Raw genomic sequence first — 26968 nt, forward strand, 5'->3', positions numbered from 1 at the left:
ACAGGGGCACCGAGGGGGGGGATCAGCCGGTGGCCAGGGTCAGGCCGTAGGCCTGGAGGATCGGGTTGACGGGCTGGAAGAAGGTCGTCCCGCCGGAGGTGCAGTTGCCGGAGCCGCCGGAGGTGACGCCCTGCGCCTGGCTGCCGGAGATGAACGAGCCGCCGGAGTCGCCGGGTTCGGCGCAGACGTCGGTGCGGGTGAGGCCGTAGACGGTGCCCTCGGCGTAGTTGACGGTGGCGCCGAACTCCTGGACGGTGCCGCAGTGCCAGCCGGTGGTGGAGCCGGAGCGGCAGATCGAGGAGCCGATGGGGGCGACGGACGAGCCGGAGACCGTCACCGCTCCGCCGGAGTAGTCGCTGACCTGCGGCTGGGCGGTCCAGCTCGGGTCGGCCTGGACCCACGAGTAGTCGTTGCCGGGGAAGGTGGAGCCCTGGAAGGTGCCGATCGAACTGCCGTCGGAGGCGGTTGCGTTGGAGCCGGGCTGGCCGCAGTGGCCGGCGCTGACGAAGCCGGGCTGGCCGTTCTGGGTGACCGGGAAGCCGATCGAGCAGCGGGCGGCGCTGTCGATGTAGTAGGCGTCGCCGCCGTGCAGGTCGGCCAGCGGCCTGGGGGCGTCGGCGGCGCGGTCGACCCGGACGAGGTCGCGGTCCACGCCGGACTGCCGGAGGAACGCCTCGGTGCGGTCGGCGTCGGCGGACTGGACGACGACGGTGTTCGCCGTGACGTCCACGTACCAGAGCGGCGTGGCTTCCGGGGTGGTGGCGGCGACGGCCCGGTCGAGGGCGGCCTTCGCCCCGTCGAGGGTGGCGAGGCTGTGCCGCACGACGGTGGCGGTGCCGCCGTGGGCGGTGATCGTGCGGGCGGCGGAGGCGTCGGTGGTGGCGACGACGAGGGTGGCGTCGGGTCCGGTGACCCAGGCGCCGGCCCAGCGGCTGCCGAGCGCGTCGGCCAGGGCGGTTTGGGTAGCGGCGGCCCGGCTCTCGTGGGCGAGCCGGTCGGCGGCGGCCTGCGGGGAGAGGCCGAGGTCGCGCTGGAGGGCGTGGAGCAGTGCGGGCGGTGCGGCTGATGTGGCGACGGGCCGGGTCTGGGCGGTGGTCAGGGCGGCGGCGATGGACGGGTCGTCAGTGCCGGCGCCGGCGCCGGCGGCGGGGGCGGCGGCGAGTGCGACGGTTGCCAGGGCGCAGGCAGCCGCGAGCGCACGGAATCGGAGCATGGGGGAGTCTCCTCGGTTCGCGTGGGGGTTGGGGAGACCGTAGCCATCGCAGCCATGGGCCAGGAACATGCCAAAGACCCCCGTGCTTCGGTGCTATACCCCTGTGCCGTCCGCGATGTGCCAGTGCGTAGTGCGCGTACGGCTCCGACCACCACGCCTCCGCCCGCACCGGTGCCGACGCCCAGCAACCCGGCGCCCCAGCCGACCGCGGCCGCGCCGCAGCCGCCCGCGCCGACCAGCGCCCACCCGCAGCCGCCGGCCACCAAGGCGCCGCAGCCCAAGGTCACCACGGCGCAGCCGCCGACCGACCCGGAACCGCGGCAGACCGTAGCGTCCGGCGCAGGCGGCTGCGACATCCGCTCCAGCGCGGGCAACTGCTATGAGGCGGGCCAGTTCTGTCGCAACGCCGACCTCGGCCGGAGCACCCACGACGCGGGCGGCCGGGTGATCACCTGCCGGATGGTCAGCAGCAAGCCGCACTGGCAGGCCTGAGCGGACCGCTGGTGCAGGACGCTTCGCCGCGCCGGAGGTCGGCCGTCAGTCGGCCGCCGACGCTGCGAGGGTGTCCCAGAACAGGTGCTCGTAGGCCTGGAGCAGCAGCGCGTACTCGCGGGCGGCGGCGAGCGCCGGGCCGTCCAGCGGGTCGGGCCCGAGGGCGTCGGCGGCCTTCTGCTCCAGGGCGGTGGCGGGCTGGGCGAAGAAGTCGAAGAACGCGCAGGCCTCGTCCGGGAAGCCGTAGTGGCGGCGCAGCGCCTGGCCGACGGTGGCGCAGTAGCCGCCCCAGAGCGCGAAGTTGGCGGTGAGGGCCAGCACCACACCGGCCGGGTCGCCGTTGAGCGCCAGCCAGGCCAGGTACGACGGGTACGCCTGGCAGCCCGGCAGTGGTCTGCGAGCGAGCAGTTCGTGCGGGCTCAGGCCGGTGCGGGCGGCGAACGCGTCGAGCGACCGCAGCGCGCGGCTCTCGCCCTCGGCGAAGCCGGCGAAGTAGTCGCCAGCCGGGCCGTCCGCGCAGCGGGCCGCCGGCACCAGCAGGCTGCGCCGGTCGCTGGCGATGATGCGGTGCTGCTGGGCGGCGAGTTCGGCCAGGACGGCGAGCGGGGCGCTGCCGTCGGCAATGGCCGGCACCAGGCGGTTCTCCCGCTCGCCGAGGGCCAGTTCCTGCCGGATGTGCTCCAGCATCTGGCGTGGCCGGCTGCTCATCGGCGGTCCTGCCTTTCCCGGTGACGGCACCTCACCTGCGGCGACAGGCGCGGCCCGCCCGTCCGCCCAGCGTGGGTGCCACTCCCCAGCGTAGGTACCGCTCGTCCGCCCGGCCCGCTTCGCAACCGGCGTGGCGTCGACCTCGTCGACCTTGTCGCCTCAGGCGTGACCCTGCGGCCCCCGGGTGCCGCTCGCGTCCGCCCGCTGCTGCTCCGCGAGCCGGCGCCTGGCTTCGGGCCAGCTGATCGGGAGGTCCTGCACGGGGGCCTCCCAGAAGGTGAAGACGGATTCCTTGATGGTGGAGCGGAGCGAGGTCATGATGCTCCGGTGCGGCTCGGCCTTGGCGTACAGCGCCTCCCGGCTCTCCCAGGCGGAGAGCGTCCAGAAGGTCCGCTTCAGCGGCTGGGCGGCCAGGGAGGCGCCCACGGCGCCAGGCACCCACTCCGAACTGCTCGCCGATGCTGGCGGCCGGTACGCGCGCATGTGGACGGCTCAACTGACGGCGCGCAAGTGGCACATGCCTGCGCCCGGCCCGGCGGCCGCCCGGTAGGGCCGCTGTCCGGTAGGGCCTACGCGCAGGCGGTCGGCGGTGCGGAGGCGGTCGGTGCATTTCCAGATCTGGGGATCACACCCGGACGGGCCAAGCCGGGGTGCATTCCTTGGTCGAAGGCGTGAGTCTGAAGGCGGGATGCTCGGGGCCGCCCGGGCGTTCGTTCCGACGCCTGCAATCCCGCGGGTGTCCGGCCAGTCCGTCGACGCTGGGACCTGAATGAGTCCGAAGCCGAGTCGTGTAGCCGTAATCTGCGACTGCCCGGTCCTCGGGCGCGGCCTCACCCACCTGATCAACGCTGCGCCGGACCTGCAGATGACGACCTTCACCCGTTACATCGACGAGCAACGCTATGAGGTGAATGGTTCAGACGTCGTCCTGGTCAACCTGCCACTGCCCAACCGGGAAGCGCTCGGCCTCGTCACCCGACTGCGTCGGCAGGGGCACGCTGTCATTCTGCTGTCAGCCTCCGAGGCGCAGAGCGACGTTGTTCTGGCTATTCAAGCCGGCGCTCGCGGCTACTTGAGTATGCGGACCGAGGAAAAGCAGTTGCTCACGGCGATCCGTATCGTCGCTTCCGGTCGCAGCTATGTCTCCGCCGGCCTCACCGGACTGGGTACTCCAACATCCCCTCCTCGCATCACTGACCGGGAAATGCAGATCCTGTGGCTCGTCGCGAGTGGCGCCACGGACCGGGAAATCGCCGGAAGGTTGAAAATCAGCGAGCACACCGTTCATTCGCATCTGGACAGGCTGCGGGACAAGACAGGCTCCCGCCGCAGGGCCGACCTCACCCGCTTCGCATTGGAGCACAGTGAAAGCGATGAGCCCCCCGATGGGGGGTAACTCTGCCCACGCCCGATGGGGTAACTCTGCCCATGCCCTCGGCCATCTTGCCCCTTGACCCTCCCAACGGAGCAGAGGAGTGTCCAAAGAAAGAACGGTGAGGTAGCCGAGTAGCGATCCTGGTGTCTCCGGAGGTCGTTGTGGCGGTCGTTGGACGTGACGGGGCGGCGGCTACCGGTCGAGGCATGCGATGAGATGATTATGAAGAGAATATCGAAGGGTATCGGACTCGCTGCAGCCTGCCTAGGAGTAGGCGCCTATGTATACGGCATACCGGCGACTGAAGTCGGTGCCGCATCCGGTGATTCTCGTGCTACAGCAGCACAAACATTTTCAGGACGGCTCAGTATTCCAACCCTGGACTGCATATGGAGGCCGCCAGCGTTCGACCTTGCGGACACGTGCAATAACATCCCCGCACCGTCGAAGAACATCGACGTGACTAAGCATGCTGCGACTGCTGGACACCCTGGGTTCTACCACATCGTCATCAGCGGTGGCGGTGGCGGTGGCGGTGGCGGTGGCGGTGGCGGTGGCGGCAAGCCGGCCGTCACGACCAGCAGCAACCCGACCGTCACGACCAGCAGTAACCCGACGACCAGCACCAGCAGCAACCCGACCAGCACGACCAGCAGTAACCCGACGACCAGCACCAGCAGCAACCCGACCAGCACGACCAGCAGTAACCCGACGACCAGCACCAGCAGCAACCCGACCAGCACGACCAGCAGCAACCCGACCACCAGCACTAACCCGAAGACCAGCACCGCGGCCACAACCAGCAGTAACCCGACGACCAGCACCAGCAGCAACCCGACGACCAGCACTGGTGGCGGTTCGTCGACCAGCAGTAACCCGACGGCCAGCACCAGCAGCAACCCGTCGACCAGCACTGGTGGCGGTTCGTCGACCAGCAGTAACCCGACGGCCAGCACCAGCAGCAACCCGACGACCAGCACTGGTGGCGGTTCTTCGACCAGTAGTAACCCGACGGCCAGCACCAGCAGCAACCCGACGACCAGCACTGGTGGCGGTTCTTCGACCAGCAGTAACCCGACGGCCAGCACCAGCAGCAACCCGACGACCAGCACTGGTGGCGGTTCGTCGACCAGCAGTAACCCGACGACCAGCACCAGCAGCAACCCGACGACCAGCACTGGTGGCGGTTCGTCGACCAGCAGTAACCCGACGACCAGCACCAGCAGCAACCCGACCACCACTGGTTAGTTGTTGCGATTCGTCCGGCTGGGGGTGAAAGTGAAGGGGATAATCGTCGAACTGGGCGGTAAAGAGAAACGGGGTACGAGATGAAGCCACCTCGGACTAGGCCGGCGGAGGAGGGAACTGAGCACCAAGGCGGCACATCCAATGTCTCGCTGATCTCGCGTCTGGTAATCGCACTGACGGTGGCTGCTGTCGCCGTCGGTGCCTTTGTCCACTTAGGGATGGTGTTCTTGAGCCTCGCCCCGCCCAACACGTTCTCCGCACAGAATGCGGCGGCGATCAACGGTTATGTCTCTCATGAGTTCGAGCAGAGCTGGAGGCTCTTCGCCCCCAACCTGCCGCTGGAGAACACCGACGTCCAGGCCCGCGCCGCGGTGCTGAAGCCGGATGGCACCACGCAGATTACCGGCTGGACCGACCTGACAGCGACGGATGAGGCGCGGATCCGCCACAATCCGTTCCCCAGCCACACCAAGCAGAACGAGTTGCGAGCCGCCTGGACTTTCTACAGGTCCTCGCACGACGGCCAGGACCAGCCCATCGGGCTGCGCGGCTACCTTTCGCAGGAGTACGTGCGGCGCATAGCGGCCCACCGATTCGGTCAGCACCCCAATGGCGGCACGGTGCAGCTCGTCCAGGTGCGTAGCGCGACCATGCCGGTCGGCAGCCCGCCGTGGAGCAGCCCGAAGTCGGACATCGACACCGCGACCAGCTACAACGAGATGCCCTGGTGGGGCGTCAGCAACGAGGACTTCACGTGAGCGGCCCCCACCGACCCGTCGCGTCCGCCGGGGGAGCCGACCCCGTCCCGTCCCCGTTCGCCGGGCTGCCGCACAGCATGAACGTGGCTCTCACCCGCGGCTTGGCCCGGATCACCAGCGGTGCCGTTTTCCCGTATCAGTCGGCCGTGATCAGGATTGGGTTCTCGCTCACCTGGCTCGCTTTCCTGCTGCGCGAATGGGTGAATCGCGATGAGCTCTACGGGCCCGACAGCCCATGGAGCTGGCAGATGGCACGCCAGCTGAACGCGGCCAACCAGGCCTTCACCGTGCTGATGTGGTCCGACAGCCCACGGTGGTTCGAAGTGGTGTACGCCGCGGCGATCGCCGCCGCAGTGATGCTGTTGGTCGGGTGGCGGACCCGGACCGCATCGGTGCTGTTCATGGTCGGCGTGCTGGCGCTGCAGAACCGCAGCGTCTTCGAGGGTGACGGCGGGGACAACGTCATCCATGTCATGGCGGTCTACCTGGTGTTCACCCGGTGTGGCCAGGTCTGGTCGCTCGACGCGCGCCGGGCGCGGCGGATCCCGGCGGACGGCCGCGATGTCGTCGGCATCGTGATGTGGGCGTTCTTCGCCGCCGTGCTGACACTGGTCACCGTCCTGGACAAGCTGGGCGCGGGGTGGGCGCTGGTCTTCTGGGGCGCGCTGGCCGGTCAGGCCGCCTGGTGGCTGGTGCGGCGCTACGCGCCCGGCGAGCCGCGGTCGGTCGTGGAGATGACCGGCAATGTGGTGCATGCAGGGGCGATGTTGGTGATCGCCGTTCAGGTGTGCTTCATCTACGCGACCGCCGGCTGGTACAAGATCCAGGGTCCGCAGTGGGAGAACGGCACCGCCCTCTACTACGCACTCCATCTCAACGACTTCACTCCGTGGCCCGGGCTGTCGCACGCCCTGGCCGGCAACGGGCTGCTGGTCATGCTGATCACCTATGGCACGGTGATCTTCGAGAGTGCATTCCCGTTCGCGCTGATCAACCGGCATGTCAAGAACGTGCTGCTGCCGATGATGATGTGCGGGCATGTCGGGATCGGTTTCATTTTCGGCCTGCCGTTCTTCGCACTCGGGATGATCACCGCCGACGCACTCTTCCTCCCCACCTCATTCCTGCGCTGGGCCGGTGATCGGATCGGGCGCACGCTGCAAGCCGTGCGCGCCACACCCACGTCACCCACTGTCGAGAGTCCGACATGGCTGCCGGGCGGTGCCGTCGTGCGACAGCCGATGGAAGAAGGTCACGGCGACGCTGACGGCGAAGTCGAAGCCGAGACCTGAGACCACGTGGGTGACAGGTCGCGACGCTACGTGTTCGCGCTCTCACACGTTCGGACGGGCCTGCTCCGACGGTGGTCCCCGAGCAGGCCGGCCAGCGGGCGGAAAGTCGTGCGGGTACGGTCAGTGGTAGGTGGGAGTCCCGGCGAGGGCCGACGGTGGCGGCCCTGCCCGCTACGCGAGCCAGCACCCCGACCATCACCCAATCGATGGATCAGACCCGGCCCAGCCGTGCGACAAGGAGTGCCGCGTCGTCGGCGGAGCCGGCCGGACGGGCCGCCATCAGGGCGTCGCACACCTCGTCCAGGGGTGCGCCCGGATCGCGGACCGCTCGGCCGAGAATCGCGATGCCCTGGTCGAGATCCAGCACCGCGCTCCGGTCCTCGATCATTCCGTCGGTGTAGAACACCAGGAGGCTCCCGGGCGGGACAGGGAGTTTGATGTCGGGGTACACGTGGAGCAGGCCCATCCCCAGGGGCGGCCCGGGTTCGGGGGAGAGGACATCGGCGGACCCGTCGGGCCTGATCAGCAGGGGCGGTGGGTGCCCGGCCAGCGCGAGTCGGCAGTATCCGGTGCCGGCGTCGTACACGGCGCAGGCGCAGGTCGCGGCCAGTTCGCCGGCATCGCCGGTGAACAGCCCGTCCAGGCGGGTGAGCAGCTGGCCGGGCGGCAACCCGACCGCCAGGAGCGCGTGCACCGAGGAGCGGTAGCGGCCCATCGCGGCGGCGGCCCCCACACCGTGCCCCATGACGTCACCGATCCCCAGCCCGACCCGGCCGCCCGGGAGGAGGAGCGCGTCGTACCAGTCACCCCCGGCCAAGGTGTCGTCCTCGGCGGGACGATAGCGGTAGGCCGGCTGGAACCAGGTCGCCGACGGCAGCCGCGCGGGCAGCAGATGGCGTTGCAGTGCGAGCGCGGCCAGCCGTTCACGCCGGTACAGCAGGGCATTGTCGATCGCGGTGGCGGTACGGGCCGCGATCTCCCTCGCCAGGAGTACGTCCTCGCTGCTGAAGGAACCCGCCTGCCGCCGGAAGGTCACGGCCCCGAGTACCCGGCCGACCGCGATCAGCGGCACGGCGAGGCCGCGGCCTGTGGCCCGGCCGGCCACGTCGTCCCCGTGGGCCTCGAACAGCATGCCGTCCGTGGTGCCCAGCGCCGAGCCGACGCACTGGCCGGCATCCTTGTCATCAACGGCCTGTTGCATGCCCCACGAGCGACAGCGGCCTGGATCGCACTCGTGGTCGGACTGTCCGACGACCGCCTCGACGGCCACCACGAGTCGGTAACGCCGTCCGAAGTTCGTTCTTGGCGCGGTGCGCGTCGGCAGCGGGGTTCGGTCACGCCGCAGCATGACAAGTAGCCCGACGAACGCGGCAATCGCGAGCACCCGCAGTGGTACGCCGGCGACCGACGGCAAGGTACCGGCGTTCACCTCGACGAAGACGAGCCCGAATATGCCGCCGATGAGTCGGCCTGTCTGATCCCTTGTCATGCGCACCGACTGGCTGCGCTGCCGTGACGGCACGTGCCGCAGCGTCACCTGGCACGCCGTGGCCGTTCCACTGGCGGCCGGTACGGGCGTACTCGCCGTCGCGATGCCCCAGGCGCAACCGGCCGACGCGGGCGATGTGGATCACAGGACAAAATGTGTGCGTTGTCGGGAGGACCAGGACGCCGCGCGGGAAGTCGGCGAGGCCGACGCGAGGCCGACCTCCCGCGCGGGCGCGTTGACGGGTCAGCGCAGTTGCACGACCTTGTGCATGCCGAGGAAGGCGTGGGGGACACCGAGCTGCTCGTCGGGGATGAAGCAGAGCAGCACGTAGGTGCCGGCGGGCAGGCCGTGGGACTCGATCAGTGCCGAGTGGTCCGGCGAGATGGCGCCGAGACCCGTCGGCGGGCCGGTGAACGGCGTGGGCGGTGGCTGCTTGCCCTGCGCGATCGCATCGAAGTACGCCTGGACCTGTGAGTCGGTGGTGCCCGGGGCGACCGGCTGGATCCGCATCTCGTGGATCTCGGCGGAGTCGTTGTGCACCAGATAGGTCATGTGCGCGTCGTCCACGTCCTCCGTCAGGAAGCGGGGACGGTCGCTCTCCTCGCGCTGGATCACGATGCCGTGCGGAAAGCTCGCGAGCTGGTGCACCTGGCCTTTCGTGCCGCGCAGTTCGAGCGGCCGCACCACCGGCTTGGTGGGGTCGGCGAGGAACGCGGTGAAGTCCAGCAGGTAGACCGTGTCGGGGCTGATCTCCTCCGTGAGCTGTGCGTGCACCTGGGAGGTGACGAAGGCACCGCCGAACGCCTCGGCCTCGCCCCGGACCGTGCGGATCCCGGCTGCGGCGGTGGCGGAGGTGTGGCTGACCGCGTCGGCCAGGTCGCGGAGCACCTGGTCGAGCGACACGCCGTTGTTGGGACGCAGAATCTGGAGCTGGCGACCCTTCGGATCGTCGGTCTTCACCAGGATCGGCAAAATCAACCTCGGCCAGATCATCGGCGAGATGGGCCCGATCCTCGAACGCGCCGAGACCTGCGAGCAGTTCATCGCCGAAGCCGGCGTCGTCCCGGTCACCCGGGCCTCCGGCAAGTCCCACGCGGTGACCTTCCGCTACGTGACCAACCGACGCGCCCGCGTCGCCGTCACGACCTTCGCCGACAACAGCCGACACGCCAGCGACTGGGCCGCGAAGATCTACAACGACGCCCGAGCCCGCAAGAAGCGCCACCCCCACGCCGTCCGCATCCTCGCCCGCGCCTGGCTGCGAGTGATCTGGGCCTGCCGGCGCGACGGCACGCCCTACGACCCCGCCACCCACCAAGCCAACAACAAGATCAAAACGGTCACCGAGGCGACTCTCGCGGCATAGGGGTTGACTCAGGAAACTCATGCGACGAGCGCGTAGCTGGCGAGCCGTTCGCGTTTCCGCTGGCCAGGACCGAGGTGGAAGCCTGTACATTTACCCCAGGCCGCGAAGTTGGCGACCAGCGCGACGGCCGCGGAGGCGGGGCGGGCGTTCAGCGTGAGCCAGGCGAGGTAGGCCGGGTAGGCCTGGCAGCCGGGGAGCGGCGGACGGGCAGCGGGGCTGCGCGGGGCGGTGCTGGTCGGGTTCCGGCCGTCCGGGGCTGAGTTGTTCGGGGCCGAGTTGGTCGGGGCTGAGTTGTTCGGATCGAGGCTGTTCGGGTCGAGGCCGCAGGCGGCGGCCAGTGCGGGCAGGGTGCGCAGGGCGGCGCTCTCGCCGTCGGCGAGGGTGGCGAACCACGCTCCGGCCGGGCGGTCGGCGCAGCGGGTGGCGAGGAGCAGCAGGCTGCGCCGGTCGGAGGTGATGATCCGGTACTGCTGGGCGGCGAGTTCGGCCAGTGCGGCGAGCGGGGCGCTGCCGTCGGCGAGCGCCGTGACCAGTGCGGGGGCGGTGTCGCCGGGCGCCAGTTCGGCGCGCAGCTGCTGGATCTGGTCGAGGATCGGGTGGTTCACCAGGTGCCTCCGTGGCGCGGCCGGATCGGGGTGCGATCCCGATGTCCCTTCCTACCGTGCGGCGGCGGGCAAGGGTACGGCGACAGGCCGGGCGGGCGGCCACCCGCGGCCGCCGCGCCCATCCCGCCGTCAGGCCGTCCCGCCGTCAGGCCGACCCGCAGGCCGAGGCCACCTCGCCCGCGGCGCTCGCGATGGCCCCGACGTCCGGCTGCTTGCCGTTGTTGACGTCGTCCCGGGCCTTGTCGACGGCCTTGGAGAGTTTGTCGGTGGCCTGGTCCATCTTGGTGCTGCTGCCGCCCTCGCGGATCTTGTGGATGTCGTCGCCGATCTTCTTGAGCGCTTCCAGGGTGTGCTTGCGCTTGCTGTCGTCGGTGATCTGGCCGACATTGACCGCTGAGTCCATCACGTCCTGGACGTCGCCGGTGATGCTGATGGCCCGTTTGCCGCAGTCCAGCGCCTGGTCGGCGTTCTTGCAGGCGGTCACGAGCGGGGCGGCGGCGAGCAGGGCGATCGCCGCGGCTATCAGGCGGTATGGCTTCCTTGTCATGTCACTATCCCTCCCGCTCTCACCAACGCCGAAACGTCCTGCGGCGGTTCCGCCGCCGCCCGGAACGATCAGCGACCGGAAGGGCTTTCGGACAGCTCGCGTACGAGCTCGGCGATCACCGGCGCCTCGATCCCGTGGCGGGCGGCGGCCCGCAGGACGGCGCCGCCGATGGCGTCGAGTTCGAGCGCGCGGCCGGCCTCCGCGTCGCGCTGCATCGAGGACTTCATGCCGCCGGGGGCGTGGTCGAAGACCGAGAGGACCGCTTCGGCGCTCTCGGGCGCGCCCTCCGCGCGGGCCACGGCGGTGATCTCCTCCAGCACGGCGACCAGTTGCTTCCGGTGCTCGGTGCGGATCGTGCCGGAGTCGGCCCGGTAGCGGGTGGTGAGCAGGGCGAACGGGGCGAGGAAGCACAGCTTGCTCCAGAGCATCGCGCTCTCGTCCGCGCGCACGGTGACGTCCAGGCCCGCGTGCCGGAGGCGGTCGGCCAGTTCGTCGATGTCGGTGGCGGTGGCGTCGGCGGCTGCCGTGGCTTCCGTGGTTTCGGCGGGCGCGGCGGCGACTTCGAGCGCGGCGAACGGGCCGAAGTGCTCGATCCGGCCGGGCGCGGTGCGGGTGGCCTCGACCCGGATGGTGCCGGCCGCCACCCGCGCGGCCGGGTAGTGCTCGCGCAGCGCAGCGACGTGGTCGAGGCCGTTGAGCAGGGGCACCACGAGCCCGGGGCCCAGGGCCTGCGGCGGGATCCGGTCGAGCGCGGCGGGCAGGGCCGGCTCCTTGACCGTCACGAAGGCGACGTCGACGGGCTCGCGCAGCTCGGTGGCGGCCTCGACGCGGGCGGTGAACTCGCCGAACCGGGCGCTCCTGACGTGCAGTCCGTCGCGGGCGATGACGGCGGCGGTCTCCTCGCCGGCGAGGCAGATGACGCGGTGGCCGTCGCGGGCGAGCAGGGCGCCGATCAGGCCGCCGACGCCGCCCGGTCCGAGGACGGCCACGGTGAGGGGAGTTGTCGTCATGTCGGTCCCTGGGGGTCGCGGGGAGGTCGAGAGGGTTTTTGGGTGGAGAGCGCCACCGAGGTCAGGAACATTCCCAGGCGCAGCGGCCTTCGAGGTGGCCGGGGCTGAGGAAGCGCCCGTCGCCGTCAGGGAACGGGGTGTCGGCGCGGGAGAGGTAGGCCGCCGCTGTACGGGCCGAAGGCTCGGCCGGTGGGCTGAGGGATCACGGCGCGACCCTACGGGGAGTCGGTGTTCTCGGCCGAGAGGGAGACGAAGTCGAAGGTGAACGGCGGCTCGTGGCGGGGCTTTCGCCGTCCTTGCGCGGCGGTCCGGTGCGACGCGATCGCACCGGCCGGCCGGGCGACGGTCCTCACGCTGAGGTGGAGGGGGCCGAAGCGCAGGTTGCGCCCGCTGAGGTCGGGAACGTCCAGGCCCTCGGCGCGCAGTGCCGCCACGACCTCCTCGGCCGGCCAGCCGAAGACGTCGACGCCGTAGACGCCCACCGGGCACGGGGACTCGTCGGGCGACGGGTGGCGGGAGACCGAAACGAAGGCGAAGGTCCCATCGTCCCAGCCGGACAGGTCGACGGACAGCCCGGGGAGGGTGAAGCCCAGCGCCCAGGTGGAGCGGCAGACGAAGGCCGGAGCCAGGATGCCCCCGAGCACGTCGTCGTGGGGGGCCAGCAGCCGTCGGACCTCGGCCTCGGTGAGGCCGAAGGGGAGCTCGGGCAGCGGAGCGGGCAGGCGCAGGCCGCGGCCGGGCAGCAGGTCGATGGTCACCTGATCATGATTCCTGTCCGGGTGGGCGGGCCTTGGGCCGGGGTCGGGTCCGGCGCGGTCGGGCGCGGCTGGTGTTCGACGCGGTGGGGTTCGACGCGGTGGGGTTCGGCTATGTCCACCAGGCCGAGGGGGTGCCACCACCTGCGGGGTTCGGTTTTCCGAACCTCGGATTCGGGGGCCAGCACAATCGACCGGCACGTCCGGATTGCCCAGGATGAGGGCATGGCTGAGATGACGACAGAAACCGCCGCCGTGACGGCGGAGACATGGCCGGGCGCCGCCGCCCGGGCGGAGGGGCTGCACCGCGCGTACGGGCGGGGCGGGGCCGCCGTGCAGGCGCTGCGCGGGGTGTCCGTCACGTTCGCGCCGGGCACGTTCACGGCGGTGATGGGGCCCTCGGGCTCCGGCAAGACGACGCTGCTGCACTGCCTCGCCGGGATGGACCGGCCCACCCGGGGCACGGTCTGGTGGGGCGACACCGAGGTGTCCCGGCTGCCCGAGCGGCGGCTCGCCGAGCTGCGCCGCACCCGGGTGGGGTTCGTGTTCCAGGCGTTCAACCTGATGCCCGCGATGACGGTCGCGCAGAACGTGGAACTGCCCGGCCGGCTCGCGGGGGAGCGGCCGGACCGGGCGCGGATACTCGACGCGCTCGCCCGGGTCGGGCTCGCCGGGCGGGACCGGCACCGGCCCGGGCAGCTGTCGGGTGGCCAGCAGCAGCGGGTGGCGATCGCCCGGGCCCTGGTCGCACGGCCGGCCGTGCTGTTCGCGGACGAGCCGACCGGCGCACTCGACCGGGCGACCGGGCACGACATCCTCGACCTGCTGCGCGCGGGCGTGGACCAGGACGGGCAGACGTGCGTCATGGTCACCCACGACCCGGTCGCCGCCGGGTACGCGGACCGGGTGCTGCTGCTGGCCGACGGGCTGCTTGTTGACGAGCTGGCGCGGCCGACCGTCGCCCAGGTCGGCGAGCGGCTGAGCCGGTTGGGCGGGTGAGGGCGGTGAGTGCCACGCTGTCGCTGGCCGTCGGCCAGATCCGGCGCCGCCCGGCGGCCTTCGCGGGACTGGCGGTCGCGCTGTTCCTCGCGATCGCGGCGGTGACGCTGTTCGGCTCGCTGGTCGCCGCCCAGCTGGCGGCACCGGCCGCCGTGCGGTCGGTGGCGGTCGGCGGGCCGGGTCTGATGGTGATCGCGGGTGCGTTCGGCGAGATCGCCGTGCTGGTCGCGCTGTTCGTCGTGGTCAACGCGCTCGGGTTCACGCTGCGGCAGCAGCATCGCGATCTCGCCCTGTTGCGGACGATCGCGGCGACACCCCGGCAGGTGCGGCGGCTGGTGCGCGTCCAGGTCGCGGCGACCACCGTGCTGGTCGCGGTCCCGGGGTGGGCGGCCGGTCATCTCGCCGCGCGATGGTTCCTGGCCGCGCTCCAACAGCGCGGGATGGCCGCGCCCGGGATCCGGATACCCGGCACACCCCTGCCCATGGCCGTCTCGCTGGTCGCTGCGCTGCTGGTCGGGCTCGCGGCCACCGCCGTGGCGGCCCGGCGGATCAGCCGGATCGCCCCGGCCGCCGCACTGGCGGCGAGCAGCACCGGGTACGGCCGGGCGGGTGGCGTCGTGCGGCTGCTGGCCGGGGCGGGTGCGCTCGGGGGTGGCGCGTTGCTGCTGCGCCTGGCGGCGACCAGGTCGGCCGACGAGCTGGACAAGGCGGGTCAGGCGGCGCTGCTCGGGTCGCTCGTGCTGCTGGTCGCGGTCGCCCTTCTGGGGCCGCCGGTGGCGCGCGTGCTGGCCGCCGTGCTCGGCGCGCCGGTGCGGGCGCTGGCGCCAGGGACCGGGTGGCTGGCCGACGCGAACCTGCGCGGGTACGCGGCTCGGCTCTCGTCCGCGGTGGTGCCGGTCGCACTGCTGGTCGGGTTGTCGAGCACCATGTTGATCACGACTCGTACCGCCGAGCACGTGGCGCGCGCGGCCGGCGCCGCGACCAGCGTCACGAAGGCCAGCGACGTCTGGCTGCGCCAGGCGGAGTTGGGGCTGCTGGTCTGCTTCGCGGCTGTCTCCACGGTGAACACCCTGGTGGCGCTGACAGCGGACCGCCGCCGCGAGTTCGCGCTGCTCCGGCTGGTCGGCGGGACGCGTCGGCAGCTGCTGCGGATGCTGTCGGTCGAGGCCGTGATGACGACGGCCGTCGGGGTGCTGCTCGGCGCGGGCGTTGCCGTGGCAGCGGCGGGGGCGTTCAGCAGGGCGGTGACGGGGTCGGTGGTGCCGGTGGTGCCGGGCGCGGCGTGCGGGTGGGTCGTGGCGGGCGCGGTGGTGCTGACGGTACCGGCGGTGCTCGGGTCGGGGTTGCGGGCCGTGGGTGGCTCGGCGGCGGAGGTGGTGGGCGGTGAGCGTGGGTGAGTGAGGCCAGTGCGGCGGGTGCCGGTCGGCGGCGGTACCTGTCCGTCCGGGGCGGTGAGTTCGCCTTCGCGGTGCTCGGGCTGCCGCTCGGGGTGCTCGGCGGGGTCTATGCCGTCGCCGTGCTCTACGCGGGGGTGCTGCTGTCGCTCACCGTCCTCGGCCTGCCGTTCGTGGTCGTCGCCCTGGCCGGGGCGCGCGGGCTCGGCGCGCTGCACCGGCGGCTGGTGGGACGGCTCCTCGGCGAGCGAGTCGCGCCAGCGCCCGCGCTGCCCCGCCCGCACGGGGTGCTCGCGCGCGGGAAGGTGGGGCTGACCGACCCGGTCGCGTGGCGCTCGCTGCTCTATCTGCTGCTGCGGTTGCCGCTCGGGGCGCTCGGCTTCGCCGTCGCCGTCCTGCTGCCGCTCGGCTGCGGTTGGGTGATCGGCTTCCCGCTCTGGGTCCGGCTGCTGGAGCCCGGGCCGAGGGCGGTCGGCTGGCTGGACCTGGCGTCCGTACCGGTCGGGCTCGCGGTTCTGGCCGCGCTGCCTGCGGCGCTGCGCGCGGTGAGCCGCGCCAGCCGTGGCCTGGCCCGGCTGCTGCTGGGCCCGGCCAAGTCCCAGCAGCGCGTCCGCGAGCTGGAGAACGCGCGGGCCGCCCTGCTCGCCGAGAACACCGAGGGGCTCCGCCGACTCGAACGCGACCTGCACGACGGCACTCAGGCGCAGCTGGTGGCCCTCGCCATCACCCTCTCGCTCGCCGACGACGCGCTCGACGCCGCCCCCGGACCCGGTCCCGATCTGGAGCGGCTGCGCGCTCTGGTCGGCCGGGCCCGCGGCCAGACCGACGACACCATCGCGGGCCTGCGCCGGCTCACCCGGGGCATCCACCCGGTGGCGCTCGACGGCGGCCTCGGCGAGGCGCTGCCCAGCCTCACCGCCACCTCGCCGGTGCCGGTCACGATCCAGCTGGACCTGCGGGAACGGCCCGGCGAGGCGATCGAGCGTGCCGTCTACTTCTGTGCGGCCGAGCTGCTCACGAACGTCGCCAAGCACAGCGGCGCCCGCTCGGCGGAGCTGACGGCGACGGCGGCGCGCGGTCGGGTCCGGCTGACGGTCCGGGACGACGGGCGCGGCGGCGCCTCGCTCGGCGCGGGTACGGGACTCGCGGGGCTGGCGGCCCGGCTCGCGGCCGTGGACGGCGTGCTGCGGGTGGACAGCCCGCCCGGCGGCCCGACGGTGGTCACTGCGGAGCTGCCGAGCAGGCTGTGACGCGGAGCGGGCGTCGGCCGACCCGGCCTGCCTGGTTGCTGACGCTGCTTCCGGGGCGGAACGCCCAGCCCCGCGACCTCGCGGAAGCCATGTGGCATGTGAGGTCGAGTCGGCGAGAACGGCCGAGGGGAGGCGGCTACCCGTTCTCGGAGAGGTAGGCCAGGACGGCCTTGACCCGGCGGTTGTCGGCGTCGGTTGCGGGCAGGTCGAACTTGGTGAAGACGGCGGCCACGTGCTTCTCCACCGCGCGCTCCGAGACGGCCAGCCGGGTGGCGATCGAGCGGTTGGAGTGGCCCTGCGCCATGAGCTCCAGGACCTCGTGCTCGCGTGGCGTCAGGGCGTCGACCCGGCTGCGGTGGCCGCCGCGCATCAGGCGGGTGACGACCTCCGGGTCCAGGGCGGTGCCGCCCTCGGCGACTCGGTGCAGGGCGTCCACGAACTCCGAGGTGCGGGCGACCCGTTCCTTCAACAGGTAGCCGATGCCGGCTGCACCGTCGGCCAGGAGGCGGGCTGCCCAGGTGGTTTCCACGTGCTGGGAGAAGACCAGGATGCCGACCCCGGGCGTGCTCGCCCGGATCTCGACGGCGGCGCGGATGCCCTCGTCGGTGTGGGTGGGCGGCATCCGGATGTCGACGACGGCGACGTCGGGGCGGTGCTCGGCAACGGCGGCGATCAGGTCGGGGGCGGTCCCGGCGGTGGCGACCACCGTGCACCCGCGGGCGCCGAGGAGTTCGACCATCCCGTCCCGGAGGATCACGGAGTCCTCCGCCAGTACGACGCGGAGCGGCTTGTCGATCATGCCGCCATTATCCGGGGCGGGCGCGGTCCCCAACGGCACCGCCGAACAGCACCGCGGCCGAGCACCGCGGGGCTGCACCACCTCGCCTTGTTCATGTTCGGCGGTGCCGCCCTCCTGCTCGCGCTCGCCGTTCCCGACCGCTCGTTGCGTCGGGCGTCCGGGTCCTGACCGGACGGAGCCGGTTGGCGTGCCCCCGGTCGCGGTGATCACCCCCGCCGTCGGCCTGCTGGGAAACCCGCTGGTGGGCGCGGTCCGGGCACCCGTAGACTCCGGTGCTCGTGACCGAGACGACCGACGCCCTGACGCCCCGTCCCGCTGCCGCTACCGCCGCTACCGCCGCTACCGCCGTGCCCGGTTCGGGCCCGGCCGGCGACGCCGAGCTGATCGCCGCCGCCGTGGCCGCCGCCGGGCGGGGGCTGGTCGACCGGGAGACGGTGGCCGAGGTGGTGGCGCTGTGCGCCGTCGCGGGTGAGCACCTGCTGGTGATCGGTGAGCCCGGAACGGCCAAGTCGGAGGCCGTACGGCGGGTCGCCGGGCAGCTGGGCGGGCGGTACTTCGAGTACCTGCTCGGCCGGTTCACCGAGCCGAACGAGCTGTTCGGTCCCGTCGACCTTCGCCGGCTCCGCGAAGGGCGCGTCGAGTTCGAGACCGAAGGGATGCTTCCCGAGGCCGAGATCGCCTTCCTGGACGAGGTCTTCCTCGGCTCGACGGCCGTGCTCAACACCCTGCTCGGCCTGCTCAACGACCGGGTGTTCCGGCGTGGCCGGACGGTACTCGCCAGCCCGCTGCGGGTCTGCGTCGGAGCCGCCAACCAGCTGCCCGAGGACCCGGCCCTGGCCGCGTTCGCGGACCGCTTCGTCGCCCGGGTCTTCGTCGAACCCGTCTCCGACACCCGGCTGGAGGACCTGCTGGTGGCGGGCCGTCGTGCCGTCTCCCCTCCGGTGTCCCCGGGAGGCCCGGCCCAGTTGCTCGGCGCCCTCGACCGGCTCGCCGCCGCCGCGCGGGCCTGCGACCTGCACTCCGTCACCCCGCTGCTGGGCATCGCGCTGCGGCGCCTGCGGGCGGCCGGCGTGCCGATCAGCGACCGCCGGGCCGTCCGCTCGCAGAACCTCGTTGCGGCCGCCGCCGTGCTCGACGGGCGCGCCGCCGCCTCCGCGCGCGACCTCTGGGTGCTGCCGCTGATCGCACCCACCGCCGACACCCAGGAGCTCGCCCGCGGCACCCTCGCGGACCTGATCGACCAGGCGGCGAACCGGAGCCTGGTCCGCACCGCCGAGGAACTCTCCCGCAGCACCGCCGCCCGCGCCGAGCGTCTCGTGCGCACCGGCACGGTTCTGCTCGCCGAGCACGCTGAGCTCGCCGAGCACGCTGAGCTCGCCGGGCATGCCCGGAACGCCGGGCTGCCCGGCGGCCGGGACGCGCGGCTGCGGCTGGAAGCCGTCCTGCGCGAGATCGACGCCGGCTTCGACCCGGCCGACCTGCCCGCCCCACTGGCCGACATACGCGCCGGGCTGGTCGCGGCGGTCGCACCCGCGTGACCACCGTCCAGCTCCGTTGGGAACGACGCGAACCGCCGCTGCCCACCACGGCCGTGCTCGCCCTCGGCGACGGCGTCCCCGCGCTTGCCGCCGCCACCCGTGACCGCCTCCGTGCCGGCGCCCGCCTGGGCGTCGTGGCGGACGACACCGCTCTGCTCGTGCTCGGCGCGGCCGAGGACCTGCCGTGGGCCGACGGCGCCCGCTACCTGGGGCGCGACGGCGAGCTGCTGGTCCCCACCACGGCCCGGTTGAGGCCCGCCGCCGGCCTGTGGCGGGCCGCGCTCGGTGCGGTGGACGGGCAGGTGTGCGTGCTGGTGCCGGGCCATGCGCTGGTCGCCGACGTGCCGCGGGCGGGGGCCGATCCGGAGGCGCTGGAGCCGTACGTTCGGGGGTTGGCGTGATGACCGCAGGTGTGTCTGCCACGACTCTCCGGAGGGTGTCGCGATGACCGCCGGACTGCCTGCCCCGCTCACGCCGTGGGCGGCTGCCCTCGCCGTCCTCGCGCCCGAACTCGCCGATGCCCTCGGCCCGTTGGTGCGACGCCTGGACACCCTCGTCGGCGCGCGCGAACCCATCGCCGACGCCATGGGTACCCCGGACGGCTTCGGCGGCCTCGCCCGCACTGGGCGCCCCGACCAGCTGCTGCCTTCCGAATGGCTGCTCGCCGAGGAGTTCCCGGACGAGTTCCTGCGCCGCCATGCGGAGCGCGAACTGCTGTACGCCGCCCCCGAGTTGCGGGCCGCGACCACCCGCGGCCGGGTCGTCGCCCTGGTCGACGCGGGCCCCGCCCAGGCCGGTGCCGGCCGGCTCGTCCAACTCGCCGCGCTGCTGGTGCTGCACAGTCGCGCCACCGCCCGCGGCACCGAGCTGCTGGTCGGCGTCCTCGGCGACCCGCCTGGTCGCCTGCTCGACGGGAGCATCGCCCAGTTGCTGCCGCGCTGGCTCTCCGCGCGCCGGTCGGTCGACCCCACCCCCGAGGACGTCCGGAGCGCCGAGGAGGCGCTCGACGAGGGCGACCGGGCGTGGCTGCTCACCTCCCGGCGCCTCGGCGACCTGCTCCCCGCCCGCGGGCGGGTGGTGACCAGCGAGGAGACGGGCTGGGGCCCCGACGGCGCGGCTCGGGTCACGATCCGGCTGGACGGCGGCGCCGGCGCCGAACTGCCGCTGCCCACCGGCCGGATCGCCGTCCGGGCGCTGCGCGGCGCCGCGTTCCGGCAGCCCACCACGGTCGCCGCGCCGCTGCCCGCCAGCGGGGGAGCGCTGCCCGCGTTCACCACGGACTCCACGACGCTGCTCGCGCGCGGCCACCAGTCGTCCGTCCTACTCGCGGTGAGGCTGTCGCCCCGCATGGTGCACATGGTGGGGAGCGTCCGGCCGCGGCGGCACGAACTCCCCGGGCAGGTGGTCGCCGCCGGACGCACCGGCCGGCGGCTGCTCGCGCTCTACGCTCAGTACGACCGGCTGTCGCTCTACGTCAGCGGCCGAGAGATCCATGAACGCCGCCAGTACAACGTCGAGTTGGGCGACCTGGGGCTCGACCGCCCGGCGCTCGCCGACCTCGCGAACCACCCGGTCCTGCCGTTGCTGCGGGACGGCGACGACCTGCTCGTCCCGGTGGCCGGGCACTGGCGGCGGATCGCGCCCGGCGGTCGGGTCACCATCGACGGTCCGGTGGTGTCGACCCGGGGCGGCGAGCCGTTCCTCCGCGCGCGCGAGCCACGGCTGTTCGGCGGCGAGATCCCGCCCGGGGTGGAGGAGTGCGAGCACCTCGTGCACGGCGCCGGGATCCTCGCGTGGTCCGAGGACGGGCACGGGTGGGACATCCGCATGCCGGCGGGCGAACGCCGATTCCTCGAACTGCCGGATGGCGGTGATGTGATCGCGGTCGCCGAGGAGAACGGAGCACCCGTCCTCATCACGTGCACCCGTAGCGCCCGCCTTGTCCGCAGCGTCCGCCAGGGCCTCGTCCGCACGCTCACCAGCTTCTCCGGCGGTGTCGCCCCGCCCGCCGTCCACCCGATCTGGCCGATGATCGCTGCCGAGCCCCGGCCGGGCCGGTTGAAGACGGGGAACGCCCTGACCGGAAAGGTCCTTCTCGCGATCAGGAGCAGCGAGTGAGCCTCGTCGTCAACGCCGCAGGGTTCGTCCTGGACGTGCCCGTCATCGGCACGGCCGAGGCCGCCGACCGTGTCCTCGCGGGCTGGCGGGACGGCGCCGAGCTGCGCGAACTGCCCGACGGGCGTTGGCTGTTCACGCTGCCCGAGCCGGTGGAGACGCCGGCCGACCGGGCGTCGGGGCAGCCGCTTCGGTCGGTGGGGGGCGGCCTGACGGCCGTAGGCCTGGATCAAGCGGCCGGCCTGGGTGAACTCCTGATCACTGCTGGTGGATTGACTATCCGTCATGTCATTACCGAGCTACGCCTGTTGAACCCGTCCGACTGGCTCGACCTGTCCGGGATCACCCTGCACCGCCTCGGCGCCGTCGGCACCCCGGTGGTGTCCGAGCCCGTCCGGGAGGACGTGCCGCGGCCGCCCGCCGTGGACCTTCGCGCCGCGGCCCGCATCCCCGAAAGCACCGTCCGCGCCCGTCGACTCAACCGGGATGCGAGCTTGTCGGACGAACCGTCCGTCGGGAGCGCGGCCTGGGGTCTGATCGCCGCAGTGGTGCTCCTGGTGGTCGTGGTCTGGGCGGTCCTGATGGCCGGTCTCGTCGCCCGGCGGGGCTTCCACCTCGGGGCGTTCCTCCTGTCGGTCGGTGCCGGCTGCGCCGTGCTCCTGGGCTTCGGCCTCCGCGACCGTCGCGTCCGGCGTGTAGGCGGAACGGTCGGTGGGCGGTCCAACGCCCGGCCGAGCGCCCGGCGCACCCCCACCGGCAGCCCGCTCAGCCGCCGCCACCTCCGCTACCTGCGCGACCTCACCCGGGCGTTCGAGGAGCGCCGCTGGGAGGACGCCCTGCGCGACGCCATCCGGCTGGACGGCGGAGACACCGGCGGGCGGCCGTACTGGTTCAGCCGCCGCCTGCCCCGCCGGTTCGCCGGCCCGCTGCGGCCCACCCCGGACCTCGGCGACCGCCCGCGCGTCGTCGGCCCGATCAGCGGGCCCACCGTCCACCGGCACCTGACCGACCTCTACCGGCAGGCCGCCGAGACCCTCGACCGCGAGGGCCGGATCGACGAGGCCGCGTTCGTCCTCGCCGACCTGCTCGGCACACCCGCCGAGGCCGTCGCCCTGCTCGACCGGCACGGCCGCACCGCCCAGGCCGCCGAACTCGCCGAAGGGCGGCGGCTCGCCCCCGACCTGGTCGTCCGCCTGTGGTGGCGGGCCGGCGAGCGCGAACGGGCCGTCCGCATCGCCCACCACCACGCCGCCTTCGCCCCCGCCGTCGAACGGCTCACCGACACCGACCCCCGGGCCGCCCGCGACCTGCGCGCCGCCTGGGTCGAACACTGCCGCACCCTCGGCGACCGGCTCGGCGCGGTCGAGGCCGCCTGGCCCGACGAGACGTTGCGCCCGACCGTCGCAGCCGACCTGCGCGACGCCGTCGCCCTCGGCGGACCGGTCCGCGGGCGCGCCCTCGCCCACCTGCTCGCCCTCGGCGCGGGCGACGCGACGCGGGGGCTTGCCCGGACCGTCCTCGACGGGGGCGGGGAGGCCTCCGGCTGCCTCGCCCTCGCCACGGCGCTGGCCGACCTGCCCGCTGCGGACCCGGCCGCCGACCGTGAGCTGACCACCGCGGCCCTCCGTGCCGCTGTCCGGGCGGGCGGGTTCGACGGCTCGCATGACGTGCGCACCGAACGTGCCCTCTACGAGCGGCTGTTGAAGCGTGCCGACCCGCTCGCCGGAGCCGATCTGCTGCGCCCGCGTCGCAGCGCGCGCCCCGTCGGCGAGGGCCCCGTCGGCGAGGCGCCGGTCATCACCGCCGCCGACCGGCCCGGCACGCTCCCCGTGCGGGACGCCGCGCGGCTCGACTCGGGCGCGGTCCTGGTCGCCTGCGGCCAGGCCGGGGTGCGGTTGCTCGCCCCGGACGGCCGGACCCGCGTGCGCTGGGACGTGCCCGCCGACCAGCTGGTCCTCGCCGACCACGGGGGCACGGCGCTCCTGGTCGCCCGCTACGGCGAGGTCCACGAGATCGTGCACCTGGACCTTGCGACCCGGGCCGTCCGCCCCTGGACAGCGTTGCGGGTGCGGGAGATCGTCCCGTCCTTCGACGGGCGCCTCCTGATCACCGTCGACGAGGACGGCATCACCGTGCTGGATACCCACACCCCGCGACCCACCGCCGTCTGGCGCGAACTCGGCGGCGGGCAACGGACCTTGGGTCGCATCGCCCGCTCGTCGGCCGGCTGCACGGCCGTCGTGCAGACCCGGGCGGAGGGGCGGATGGCGGGGATGACGGAGCTGTGGCACTGGGACCAGCCCGGCTGGGAACTGCGCTCCCGCCACGCCCTGAACCCGGCGGATGCCGCCGACGCGGTGACACTCGCCGACGGCCGCCTGCTCGGCAGCGGGCCGGCAGGGCTCCGCTGGACGGGCGAGAAGTCGGCCGCCGACCTGCCCGTCGACGGTGAGGGCGCGCTGCACAGCGACGCCGCCTGGTGGGCATTCACGCACCACGAAGCCGGCGCCCAGGTGACCGCCGGTACCGGCACCACCCCGGCCTTCACCGCCCTCTTCCCGGGCGCCGACGCCGGGCCGGTCGGCATCCGCCACCACGGCGGCGCCGTCACCCTGTGGCACCACAGCGGCCGAGTCCTCGCCGCCGCCCCCGACGGCGCCACCGTCCTCGCCAACCTGCGGGTGACGGCGAGCTGAGGAGGCAAGCATGTGGCCGGTAGTGTCCTCGGCGAGGGAGATGCCGAGACCGGGGCGGTCCTGGCGGAATGCGGCGAGGGCGGTGGCGAGGCCGACCACCCCTGGCGCCCGCCGGTCGGCGGGCGGATCGCGGGCCTGGCCCACGACGTCGTCCACGGCCTCGACATCACCGTGGCCCTGCCGCCCCGCCTCCCGCTCCCGCGCGCGACCGCGCTCCTCGGCTTGATCAGCGGCTGCAGCCTGCGCTTCTTCGGCGCGCGCCTCGACGGCGTCCGCCTCCGCGTGACCGATGCCGACTGGGGCTACGGCGAGGGCCCGGACCTCGTCGAGGCCCGGGCCCAGGTCCTGCTGCTCCTCGCCTACGGCCGCCGCGTCCCGCCCGGACTCCTCGCCGGCCCGGCTGCGGCCCGCTTCACGGCGTAAGGAGCCGGAGCCGCCTAGAAGTTGAGGATCTGGAGGTACCCCATGCTGACGACCCGCCCGCCCGCGTAGAGGGTGTGGCCGTCGGGGCCGAGGACCATGCCGTCGACGGACTCCTCGTTGAGCGCGAGCGCCTCCTCCGGGACGACGGTGCCGGTCGCGGTGTCGACGGTGATCACCGAGGGGCCCTTCTCCATGGAGTTGTCGACGACGTAGAGGCGACGGCCGTCTGGGCTGACCCGGGGGTGGAGGAGGGAGGCGCTGCCGGGGGTGAGGGTGAGGCGGCGGGTGACGGTGTCGGTGGCGGGGTCGATCTCGTCCCCGGTGCCCGCGCCCGCGCCGTTGACGGCGAACAGGTGGCCGTTCGGGCTGAGCGTCAGGTGCGAGTCCTTCGTGGTCTCGGTGCCGGGGACCACGCGCGTCACACTGGGCGCACCGCCGCTGGTGTCGAGGTGGAGGACGCCCGCCTCGCTGCCGATGTACAGGTCGCGGCCGTCCGGACGGACCGCCAGGTCCTCGGGGATCGCGGCGGGCAGGGGGACGGACGCGGTGAACGCTCGCTGCGCGGGGGCGAAGGCGAGCACCCGGCCGGGGGCGATGCGGCCGGCGGTCTGCGGGCCGAACTGCGACACGTAGGCGGTGCTCCCGTCCGGGCTGAGCGCGAGGCCGCCGGGCGCCCCCACGCGCCAGTCGGCCGGGCGCGGCTGGTCGGGGAGCGCGGTGGTGCCGAGGAGCGTGAGCGTGGGGACGTCGACGATGCTCAGGCTGAGGTAGTTGAGGACGTACAGGCGTGAGCCGTCGGCGCTGAGCGCGGTGTAGACGGTCCATCGGTTGGCGCCGAGCGCGAGTTGCCCGGTGATCGCGCCGCTGCGGGTGTCGACCACCGCCAGGACGAGGTTGTCCTTGGCGTCGGCCGTGACGACGTACGCGGTGGTGCCGTCCGGGCTGACCGTCGGGGTGGCCTGGCGGTTGCCGACGGTGATGACCGCCTCGGTGCCGCTGACCGGCCCGGCGGCCTGGGCGGTGCCGGCGGTGGCCGCGAGCAGCGTCCCGGCGGCGACGAGCGCGGCGCCCCAGCGCGCAGTGCGCGCGAGGAGCCCGTGAGCGGTGTTGACGGACATGGTGTCCCCCCATTCTCCGTACCGCGGGTGCGGTGCGAGGGCAGACTAGTCGACGGGGCTTGATGGAGACATGGCGTGTTTCCCGGCGAGGAGGACGGTGCGGTGCTGATCACGGACCTGGTCCGGCGTGCCGAGGAGGCGCGGCGGCCGGACTCCCTGATGGGGGCGGGTGCGTGGGGTTAGGGTGCAGAAACCTGCACAAATCAAGAAGGAAGTGGCCATGAATCAGCAGGAGTTCGTCAGCGCCCCCGAATTGATCCTTCGAGCCCTCGCCGCCGACCCCGCCCGCCGGGCGCTGACCACCGCCGACGGGGAGGACATCACCGCGGGCGACTTCGCCGCCGCCACCTACCGCCTCGCCCGCGAACTCGCCGACCGGGGCGCGGCGCGCGGGGTCACCGTGACCCTGCTCACCGGCAACACCGCCGAGGCGCTGAGCGCCCGGTACGCCGCGAGCCTCGCGGGCGCGCGCCTGGTGAGCCTCTACGACGGCATGAGCGCCCCGACGATGGCCGAGATCGTGGCGAGCGTCGACACCGGCATTCTGCTCGTGGACGCCGAACGGCAGGCGGTGGAAGCCGAGTTGGTCCCCCTGATCGACGTGCCCACGGTCCTCTCCCTCGGGCCCGTTACTGACGGCTCGGACACCGTCGGCGAGGGCACCGTCGGCGAGGACGTCATCGCCGCCTCCGCCGGACAGCCGGTCGAGCCGCCGGCCGTCCAGATCCGGCCGGACGACGACTGGGGCATCCGCCACACCGGCGGAACCACCGGCATCCCCAAGGGCATTCGCAGCCTGCACGGCCCCTACCGGAGCGTCTTCGACGTCCCGTACGCCGGCAGCGCCCCGCCCCGCTACCTCGCGTGCACCTCGCTCGCCCACCTCGCCGGCGTCTTCACCGACCTCGCGCTCTACCACGGCGGTTCCGTCGTCCTCCAGCGTGGCTTCGACGCCGGGGACGTGCTGGCCGCGATCGAGCGCGAGCGCATCACCGACACCTGGGTGCTGCCGCCCCTGCTCTACCAGCTGCTCGACCACCCGGCGATCGCCGCCACCGACCTGTCCAGCCTGGCCCGCGTCTCCTACGGAGGCTGCGCCGCCTCCCCGACCCGGGTGCGCGAGGCGCTCAAGGTGTTCGGCCCGGTCCTGGTGAGCGGCTACGGGCAGTCCGAGGCACAGAACATCTGCATCCTCGGCCCGCACGAGCACGACCGCGTCGGGCACGGCGGCCAGATCTCCGTCGGCCGCCCGCTGCCGGGCGTCGAGCTGGCCGTCCGCGCCGCCGACGGCACGGAGCTGCCGGTGGGGGAGCAGGGCGAGATCCACGTCCGCTCGGCCACCGTGATGGCCGGGTACTGGAAGCGGCCCGACCTCACCGCCGAGGTGCTGCACGACGGCTGGCTGAACACCGGGGACATCGGCTACCTCGACGAGGACGGCTACCTCTACCTCGCCGACCGGCTCAGGGACGTGATCATCGTGGTCGGCGGGCACGTCTACCCGTCCGAGGTGGAGGATCTCCTCCTCACCCACCCGGCGATCGCCCAGTGCGCGGTCTTCGGCGTCCGCGACCAGGAGGAGGTGGAGCACGTCCACGTCGCGGTCGTCGCCGCGCCGGGGCACCGGCCGGAGCTCGCGGAGGTCCGCGAGTTCGTCACGGCGCGCAAGGGCCGGATGTACGCGCCGGAGGCCCTGCACCTGGTGCCGGAGATCCCACTGACGGCGGTGGGCAAGCCGGACAAGAAGCGGCTGCGCGACGCGCTGGCGTAGCTCTCGG

Annotated in this window: 25 protein-coding genes and 1 pseudogene; 14 read left to right on the forward strand and 12 right to left on the reverse strand. The window is 73.1% G+C overall.

Annotated features, from left to right (window positions below):
- Nucleotides 1-22: 22 nt before the first annotated feature.
- Nucleotides 23-1213: a S1 family peptidase gene (locus tag KV557_RS18715; RefSeq protein WP_218201689.1), complete on the reverse strand. Its 1191-nt coding sequence runs from the start codon at nt 1211-1213 to the stop codon at nt 23-25.
- A gap of 171 nt (nt 1214-1384) precedes the next feature.
- Between KV557_RS18715 and KV557_RS18720 the strand changes: the two genes are divergently transcribed.
- Nucleotides 1385-1705 (forward strand): hypothetical protein, encoded by a 321-nt coding sequence (locus tag KV557_RS18720; RefSeq protein WP_218201823.1) that lies wholly within the window; start codon nt 1385-1387, stop codon nt 1703-1705.
- 45 nt (nt 1706-1750) lie between these two features.
- On the opposite strand, the gene KV557_RS18725 is transcribed toward KV557_RS18720, so the two are convergent.
- Nucleotides 1751-2413 (reverse strand): transcriptional regulator, encoded by a 663-nt coding sequence (locus tag KV557_RS18725; protein WP_218201691.1) that lies wholly within the window; start codon nt 2411-2413, stop codon nt 1751-1753.
- 159 nt (nt 2414-2572) lie between these two features.
- Nucleotides 2573-2848, reverse strand: a pseudogene (locus KV557_RS18730) (DUF3291 domain-containing protein); the annotation flags it as partial.
- 430 nt (nt 2849-3278) lie between these two features.
- Between KV557_RS18730 and KV557_RS18735 the strand changes: the two are divergent.
- The gene (locus tag KV557_RS18735; RefSeq protein ID WP_256177610.1) at nt 3279-3809 is read left to right on the forward strand and encodes a LuxR C-terminal-related transcriptional regulator; all 531 of its coding nucleotides are present in this window, start codon (nt 3279-3281) and stop codon (nt 3807-3809) included.
- A 476-nt stretch (nt 3810-4285) separates the two neighbouring features.
- Here KV557_RS18735 and KV557_RS18740 read toward each other — a convergent pair whose 3' ends face one another.
- Nucleotides 4286-5029: a hypothetical protein gene (locus KV557_RS18740; protein ID WP_218201694.1), complete on the reverse strand. Its 744-nt coding sequence runs from the start codon at nt 5027-5029 to the stop codon at nt 4286-4288.
- 186 nt (nt 5030-5215) lie between these two features.
- On the opposite strand from KV557_RS18740, the gene KV557_RS18745 reads away from it, so the two are divergent.
- Both KV557_RS18745 and KV557_RS18750 read left to right on the forward strand, forming a co-directional pair.
- The gene (locus KV557_RS18745; RefSeq protein WP_308129966.1) at nt 5216-5794 is read left to right on the forward strand and encodes a DUF5819 family protein; all 579 of its coding nucleotides are present in this window, start codon (nt 5216-5218) and stop codon (nt 5792-5794) included.
- A 77-nt stretch (nt 5795-5871) separates the two neighbouring features.
- On the forward strand, nt 5872-7086 hold the full coding sequence (locus KV557_RS18750) for an HTTM domain-containing protein (RefSeq protein WP_218201809.1): 1215 nt from the start codon (nt 5872-5874) through the stop codon (nt 7084-7086).
- A gap of 211 nt (nt 7087-7297) precedes the next feature.
- Here the strand turns inward: KV557_RS18750 and KV557_RS18755 are convergent, their stop codons facing one another.
- Both KV557_RS18755 and KV557_RS18760 read right to left on the reverse strand, forming a co-directional pair.
- Entirely contained in the window at nt 7298-8575 is a 1278-nt protein-coding gene (locus KV557_RS18755; RefSeq protein ID WP_218201699.1) for a PP2C family protein-serine/threonine phosphatase, read from the reverse strand.
- A 243-nt stretch (nt 8576-8818) separates the two neighbouring features.
- On the reverse strand, nt 8819-9553 hold the full coding sequence (locus KV557_RS18760; RefSeq protein WP_218201700.1) for a hypothetical protein: 735 nt from the start codon (nt 9551-9553) through the stop codon (nt 8819-8821).
- A gap of 22 nt (nt 9554-9575) precedes the next feature.
- Between KV557_RS18760 and KV557_RS18765 the strand changes: the two genes are divergently transcribed.
- Nucleotides 9576-9941: a transposase gene (locus KV557_RS18765; protein WP_218201702.1), complete on the forward strand. Its 366-nt coding sequence runs from the start codon at nt 9576-9578 to the stop codon at nt 9939-9941.
- Nucleotides 9942-9958: 17 nt separating this feature from the next.
- On the opposite strand, the gene KV557_RS18770 is transcribed toward KV557_RS18765, so the two are convergent.
- The 4 genes from KV557_RS18770 to KV557_RS18785 form a co-directional block, all read right to left on the reverse strand.
- A complete protein-coding gene (locus KV557_RS18770) occupies nt 9959-10546 on the reverse strand; it encodes a hypothetical protein (RefSeq protein WP_218201704.1) in 588 nt (195 codons plus the stop codon).
- A 145-nt stretch (nt 10547-10691) separates the two neighbouring features.
- Nucleotides 10692-11093: a hypothetical protein gene (locus KV557_RS18775; protein ID WP_218201706.1), complete on the reverse strand. Its 402-nt coding sequence runs from the start codon at nt 11091-11093 to the stop codon at nt 10692-10694.
- A gap of 68 nt (nt 11094-11161) precedes the next feature.
- The gene (locus tag KV557_RS18780) at nt 11162-12103 is read right to left on the reverse strand and encodes a ketopantoate reductase family protein (RefSeq protein ID WP_218201708.1); all 942 of its coding nucleotides are present in this window, start codon (nt 12101-12103) and stop codon (nt 11162-11164) included.
- A 215-nt stretch (nt 12104-12318) separates the two neighbouring features.
- Nucleotides 12319-12861: a hypothetical protein gene (locus KV557_RS18785; protein ID WP_218201710.1), complete on the reverse strand. Its 543-nt coding sequence runs from the start codon at nt 12859-12861 to the stop codon at nt 12319-12321.
- A gap of 231 nt (nt 12862-13092) precedes the next feature.
- Between KV557_RS18785 and KV557_RS18790 the strand changes: the two genes are divergently transcribed.
- Genes KV557_RS18790 through KV557_RS18800 form a run of 3 tightly spaced genes read left to right on the forward strand, consistent with a single transcriptional unit; the run spans nt 13093 to nt 16501 of the window.
- Nucleotides 13093-13857, forward strand: a complete 765-nt coding sequence (locus KV557_RS18790; RefSeq protein WP_218201811.1) for an ABC transporter ATP-binding protein — start codon at nt 13093-13095, stop codon at nt 13855-13857.
- A gap of 5 nt (nt 13858-13862) precedes the next feature.
- A complete protein-coding gene (locus KV557_RS18795; protein WP_218201712.1) occupies nt 13863-15254 on the forward strand; it encodes an FtsX-like permease family protein in 1392 nt (463 codons plus the stop codon).
- Nucleotides 15251-16501, forward strand: coding sequence for a sensor histidine kinase (locus KV557_RS18800; RefSeq protein ID WP_218201713.1), 1251 nt, complete (start codon nt 15251-15253; stop codon nt 16499-16501). Before KV557_RS18795 ends, KV557_RS18800 begins: the two co-directional genes overlap by 4 nt.
- 136 nt (nt 16502-16637) lie before the next feature.
- Here the strand turns inward: KV557_RS18800 and KV557_RS18805 are convergent, their stop codons facing one another.
- Nucleotides 16638-17300 (reverse strand): response regulator transcription factor, encoded by a 663-nt coding sequence (locus KV557_RS18805; protein ID WP_218201715.1) that lies wholly within the window; start codon nt 17298-17300, stop codon nt 16638-16640.
- 278 nt (nt 17301-17578) lie between these two features.
- Between KV557_RS18805 and KV557_RS18810 the strand changes: the two genes are divergently transcribed.
- From KV557_RS18810 to KV557_RS18830, 5 genes are read left to right on the forward strand one after another with little or no spacing between them, the layout of a single operon-like run.
- Nucleotides 17579-18838 carry an AAA family ATPase gene (locus KV557_RS18810; protein ID WP_308129967.1) on the forward strand — a complete coding sequence of 420 codons (1260 nt, stop codon included), beginning with the start codon at nt 17579-17581 and terminating at the stop codon, nt 18836-18838.
- Nucleotides 18835-19239 (forward strand): bpX5 domain-containing protein, encoded by a 405-nt coding sequence (locus KV557_RS18815; RefSeq protein ID WP_218201718.1) that lies wholly within the window; start codon nt 18835-18837, stop codon nt 19237-19239. Before KV557_RS18810 ends, KV557_RS18815 begins: the two co-directional genes overlap by 4 nt.
- Before the next feature lie 43 nt (nt 19240-19282).
- Complete coding sequence (locus tag KV557_RS18820) at nt 19283-20956, forward strand: hypothetical protein (RefSeq protein ID WP_218201720.1); 1674 nt, start codon at nt 19283-19285, stop codon at nt 20954-20956.
- Complete coding sequence (locus tag KV557_RS18825) at nt 20953-23649, forward strand: bpX6 domain-containing protein (RefSeq protein ID WP_218201722.1); 2697 nt, start codon at nt 20953-20955, stop codon at nt 23647-23649. Before KV557_RS18820 ends, KV557_RS18825 begins: the two co-directional genes overlap by 4 nt.
- Nucleotides 23650-23661: 12 nt before the next feature.
- Nucleotides 23662-24072, forward strand: a complete 411-nt coding sequence (locus KV557_RS18830; protein WP_218201724.1) for a hypothetical protein — start codon at nt 23662-23664, stop codon at nt 24070-24072.
- A gap of 14 nt (nt 24073-24086) precedes the next feature.
- Here the strand turns inward: KV557_RS18830 and KV557_RS18835 are convergent, their stop codons facing one another.
- The gene (locus tag KV557_RS18835; protein WP_218201725.1) at nt 24087-25190 is read right to left on the reverse strand and encodes a hypothetical protein; all 1104 of its coding nucleotides are present in this window, start codon (nt 25188-25190) and stop codon (nt 24087-24089) included.
- A gap of 220 nt (nt 25191-25410) precedes the next feature.
- On the opposite strand from KV557_RS18835, the gene KV557_RS18840 reads away from it, so the two are divergent.
- Nucleotides 25411-26961: an AMP-binding protein gene (locus KV557_RS18840; protein WP_218201727.1), complete on the forward strand. Its 1551-nt coding sequence runs from the start codon at nt 25411-25413 to the stop codon at nt 26959-26961.
- Nucleotides 26962-26968 lie beyond the last annotated feature (7 nt).

The organism is Kitasatospora aureofaciens, assembly GCF_019192735.1.
Classification (GTDB): domain Bacteria; phylum Actinomycetota; class Actinomycetes; order Streptomycetales; family Streptomycetaceae; genus Kitasatospora; species Kitasatospora aureofaciens_A.